This is a genomic window from Caulobacter sp. P1_B12_2 (assembly GCF_056406675.1).
In genome coordinates this window covers 1-4,363 of sequence record NZ_JBFTZS010000400.1, presented here as the reverse complement: position 1 = coordinate 4,363, position 4,363 = coordinate 1, and the positions used below count along the sequence as shown (strand labels likewise).

At 68.2% G+C, this 4,363-nt stretch carries 3 protein-coding genes; all 3 read right to left on the bottom strand.

The genetic code is table 11. The annotated features are described in order from the left end of the window. The coding region (locus AC1DZ6_RS20085) for a TonB-dependent receptor (protein ID WP_477098902.1) at window positions 1-2,334 on the bottom strand (2,334 nt) is incomplete at its 3' end. Between the two features lie 74 nt (window positions 2,335-2,408). Further along, on the bottom strand, window positions 2,409-3,359 hold the full coding sequence (locus AC1DZ6_RS20080) for a FecR family protein (protein ID WP_477098901.1): 951 nt from the start codon (window positions 3,357-3,359) through the stop codon (window positions 2,409-2,411). Beyond that, window positions 3,323-3,904 carry an RNA polymerase sigma factor gene (locus tag AC1DZ6_RS20075; RefSeq protein WP_477098900.1) on the bottom strand — a complete coding sequence of 194 codons (582 nt, stop codon included), beginning with the start codon at window positions 3,902-3,904 and terminating at the stop codon, window positions 3,323-3,325. Before AC1DZ6_RS20075 ends, AC1DZ6_RS20080 begins: the two co-directional genes overlap by 37 nt. Between the last annotated feature and the right edge of the window lie 459 nt (window positions 3,905-4,363).

The following is a 4,363-nucleotide window of genomic DNA, read 5'->3' as shown; positions in this document are numbered from 1 at the left end:
CTGCAGGGTGGCGTTGAAGCGCAGGTCGAACCACGAGACCGGACGCACCGYGCCTTCTAGCTCCAGGCCCAGGGTCTTGGTGTCGGTGACGCTGGTCTGGTTGACGTAGGCGCCGGTGGTCGGATTGAACACCAGGCTGCCGAAGCCGAGGTTGTCATAGGTGGTCTGGAAGGCCGTGGCGTAGAGCTCGATCTTCGGGGTCACCCATTTGAAGCCCAGCTCCGAGAGATCCATGGTCTGGACGGTGCCCGTAGAGTTGGTGGCGTTGGTGATGTAGTCGCCCAGCGACGGCAGGCGGAAGGCAGAGGTGAAGCGGCCGAACATGCCCATCTCGCCGGTGAACTTGTAGTCGACGCCGATCGTCCAGCCGGCGTGGTCGAACTTGCGGTCCAGGCGGTCATAGACGCCCGTGCCGGACAGCACCGTGTCGTCGGCCGGGGTCGGCGACTGACCCAGGTTCTTGGTCGCGCTGCGCTCGCTGCGACCTTCGAACTCGATCTTCTCCCAGCGCACGCCGGCGTCGATGCGCAGCTTGGGGGTGATGCTCCACTCGTCGGTCAGGTAGAGGGCCACGGTGTTGGACTTGCCGTCGCCATTGGCGAACTCGGCGCCGTAACGGCTGATGCCGTTCTCCGTCAGGCTGGACAGCACCTGGCCGGCGGCGTTGACGGCCACCAGGTCCAGGCGCCGGGCGTTGCTCTGCACGTCCAGCAAGGCGTTGGCCGAGTAGCGGTTGAAGGCCTCTTCCACGTGGGCGGTGTAGACGCCGAACGCCACGTCGTGGCTCTGCTCGCCGAACTGGAACTTGTGCAGGAAGCGGGCGTCGTTGATCAGCTCGTCCAGCGGGACCGAGACGTAGCGGAGCGAGCCGTCGAGGACCAGGCCGTTGCCGTTCTGGCCGGCGCCGGCGGTGTTGAACACCTCGCCGCTGGTCGTGTAGCGCAGTTGCACGTCAGTGGCGCCCGGCGTGGCGGCCTTGAGGGCGGCGCGGTACTGGTCTAGGCGGGCGCTGCCCAGCACAGGGGTGTTGGGGAACAGGCCGATCCGCTTGGACTCCGAGGTGCGGTAGCGCAGCGTGTCCTGGAAATGCCAGCCGTCGAACGGCTCGTACTTGAACACCGCCGTGGCCTGGGTCAGCTCGACCTCGGTGCCGCGCGTCAGATCCCAGTCGAACGGACCGGTCGGGCCGCGCAGGGTCAGGTGGGCGGTCTCCGGGCCGGCCAGGGTGCCGGTCAGCGGGTCGAAGCCGGGGGCGGCGCTGGGCTCGCCGGCGGCGTTGAACTTGAGCGGCACGCCCGCGAACAGGATGACGTTGTCGTCCAGGTGTTTCAGGTTGAATTCGATGCTGCCGCGCTCGAATTCGCGGCCGGCCTCGACGCGCCACTGATAGCCCTTGTTGGCCGTGAAGCCCGGGTCGCGGATGCCGTCTTCTTCGCGCCAGAAACCGCCGATCGAGGCATGCCAGCCGGCCGCCAGCGGGCCGCCGTAGAACAGGTCGACGCGCTTGGTGCCGTAGTCGCTGATCTGGACCTTGGCCAGGCCCTCCGGCGTGTCGCCGCCCTTGCGGGTGATGAAGTTGACCGTGCCGCCGGGGGCGTAGGAGGCGAAGATGGACGAGGGGCCGCCGCGCACCACCTCGATGCGGTCGATGGTCTCGTCCAGGCGGAATGACTGGTCGGCGTTCAGATAGCCCAGGCCGCCGTCGTGCTGGATCGGCGCGCCGTCTTCCTGCAGGGCGATGGCCGAATAGCCTTCCTGCGGAATGCCGCGCGCGCGGATGTTGGCGCTGGCCTCGCCGCCCGAGGCCTCGACCCAGAAGCCGGGCACGGCCTTCAGCGCGTCGGCCACGCCCATGGGCGAGCGCAGGCGCAGAGACTCGGCGCTCATGGTGGTGACCGCGTAGCTGGTCTCCAGGCGCGTCCGGGCGTCCGAGCCGGCGCGCGAGGTGACGATGATCTCGGCGACGGTGTCAGCGGCCGCCGAGCCGGCGTCCAAAGGGGCAGCCCCCTTTTCACGCAGGGTGATGACCTGGGAGTTGGCCGAGGCGATCTCCAGCTCGCCACCGTCGATCAGTCGGCGCAGGGCCTCCTCGCGGCCGTAGGCGCCCTTCAGTCCCGCCGTGCGGTGGCGGGCGGCGACGTCAAAGGGGAACATCAGCTGCACGCCGGCCTGGCGCGAGAAGGCGTTCAGGGCGGTGGCGGTGTCGCCGGCGGGGATGTCGAAGGTCACGCGTGCGGCGGCCTGGGCGAGCGCCTGGGCCGGAGCGATGGAAACCAGGGCCGTGGTGGCCAGCAAAGCGCACGCGCTGATGCGCAGACCCAAGGTCTTGATCATAGGAGAGCCCCCTCTGTCGTTGATCGCCGTGATCGGCGTCTCGAACGGCAAGACGGGGGAGCGGGGCAAAACCCCTATCGAGATTTAAGAAGAATTCGCGACGGCCCATCCTCGACGATCCGTACACCGAAGGTCGTGCGCAGGGCGTCGAGGAAGCTGTCGGGATCGCCGGTCAGGAAGCGGCCGCCCAGGCGCAGGCGGCCGGTCGGCTCGTCGCCGACCACCAGCTTGCGGGTCAGGTAGCGGTTATATTCCTCCACGGCGGCGGACAGGGCCTGACCCTCGAAGACGATCTCGCCGCGCCGCCAGGCTTGGAGGGCCTGGACGTCGGCCTCGGGCGTCGCGACGACCTCGACGCCGTGAGCGGTGACCTCCAGCGCCTGGCGGGCGTCGGCCGGACCGGTCACCTGGGCCTGGGCCACGCCCGAAGCGGTCTCGACCGCCGCTCGGCCGGCCAACACGATCAGGTCCAGGCCGGCGGGCCGCAGACGGGCGTTGAATTGGCCAGCGGCCAGGCGCGCCAAGCCTTGGGCCGTGAACAGCTCGAACGGCCGCAGATTGTCGTGGACGATCATCAGCGCCGCCTCGCCGCGCGACAGCCACAGGCGTCGGCGCTTGCGATCGAACCGCCAGGAGACCTCGGTGTCGGTGTTGAGCTCGACCGAGCTGCCGTCCGGCAGGGCCAGGGTCCGGCGCTCGCCCACCCCGGTGACCACGCGGTCGCGCAGCAGGACGTCGCGGCCCAGATAGGCCCCGCCGATCAGGCCGGCGGCCAGGGCCGCGCCGCCGCCGGCCAACCAGGTCCGGCGGCTGGGTTTGGGCAAGCTCTGGTCGTCGGCGTCGCGTAGGGCGTTCAGCCGGGTCCAGGCGCTGGCCACCTCGGTGAAAGCCGCCGCGCGGCGTGGATCGGCCTCGCGCCAGGCGTCCAGGTCCTGTTCGGAAGCCCGACCGGCGTCGAGACGCGCCAGCCATAGCGAAGCCTCGGCGATCAGCGCGTCTCTGTCTTGATCGCCCGGTTGCGCCATGAACTCGATCGTTTCTCGATACTGCGGCCATCGCCCGTGGCCAGGGCCTTGGTCAAGAGCTTGAGGCCCTTGGCCAGGTGTTTCTCCACTGTAGAGACGGATAAGTTCAACCTAACCGCTATCTGTCCGGGCGACAGGCCGTGCATTTTTCGCAAGGTCAGCACTTTGCGGCATTGGACCGGCAGGCGTTCCAGCGCTGCAAGCACCAGGTCCAGCTCCTGGCGGGCGCTGGTCACCGCATAGGCGTCCGGGGCCGGGTCGGGCAGGGCGTCCATCTCCAAAACCCCGATCTGACGGATGGCCACCACCTTGGCGCGGCGAAAGCGTTCAAAGGCCAAATTGCGGATGACGGTCATCACGAACCGATCGGGCGCCTCCAGCCGGCGCCAATCCGTCAGGCTCAACACTTTGGCGTAGGCCTCCTGCACCAGGTCCTCGGCGTCGGCTTCGTCGCCGGTCAACCGGCGGGCATAGGCGCGATAATTCGTGGCGTGGGGCAGAACGGTCGCCGCGAACCATTGGTCGATCTCACGAAGCCAAGTCATAAAGGTCGTCTCAAGTTCGCCGTCGCCCCGGAACCATCGATCGTTGACCTAGCCTGTTCCCGTGTCGGTTTGCTGACAGTGAAGCTGTCGCTGCCGAATGGCTGGAAACTCTGCGCGACGGTCCGCGGCGCCGCTGACTGAGCGTCAGCGTGTCGCGATCTACGGATGGCTGGTCGCATGAGGGCACGAGACTCTCCCGCGGAGGCGACTGAAATCTAAGCCTTCGTCGGGCTCGGCGTGGATGGCGCGACACGGTTCATGGACGTCGGGGTCGTGACGACAAGCGACGTCGATGCGCATTCGCGGGAATTGCTCCGTCAGCACAGCAGCGGCGCCGAAGTCGAAGTGTGGCGATCGTCGCGGYTCGTGGCGTCGAACCACGGCCAGCCGAGGCTTCGAGCCGAGYTGTCGGCGGCCTTCGCAATCACCTCTGTCATGTTCAGAACGCCCCTCATAGGC

Bases quoted from the DNA above. Each gene is read 5' to 3' on its own strand.
- AC1DZ6_RS20080 (WP_477098901.1), bottom strand. From the start codon at position 3,359: ATGGCGCAACCGGGCGATCAAGACAGAGACGCGCTGATCGCCGAGGCT.
- AC1DZ6_RS20075 (WP_477098900.1), bottom strand. From the start codon at position 3,904: ATGACTTGGCTTCGTGAGATCGACCAATGGTTCGCGGCGACCGTTCTG.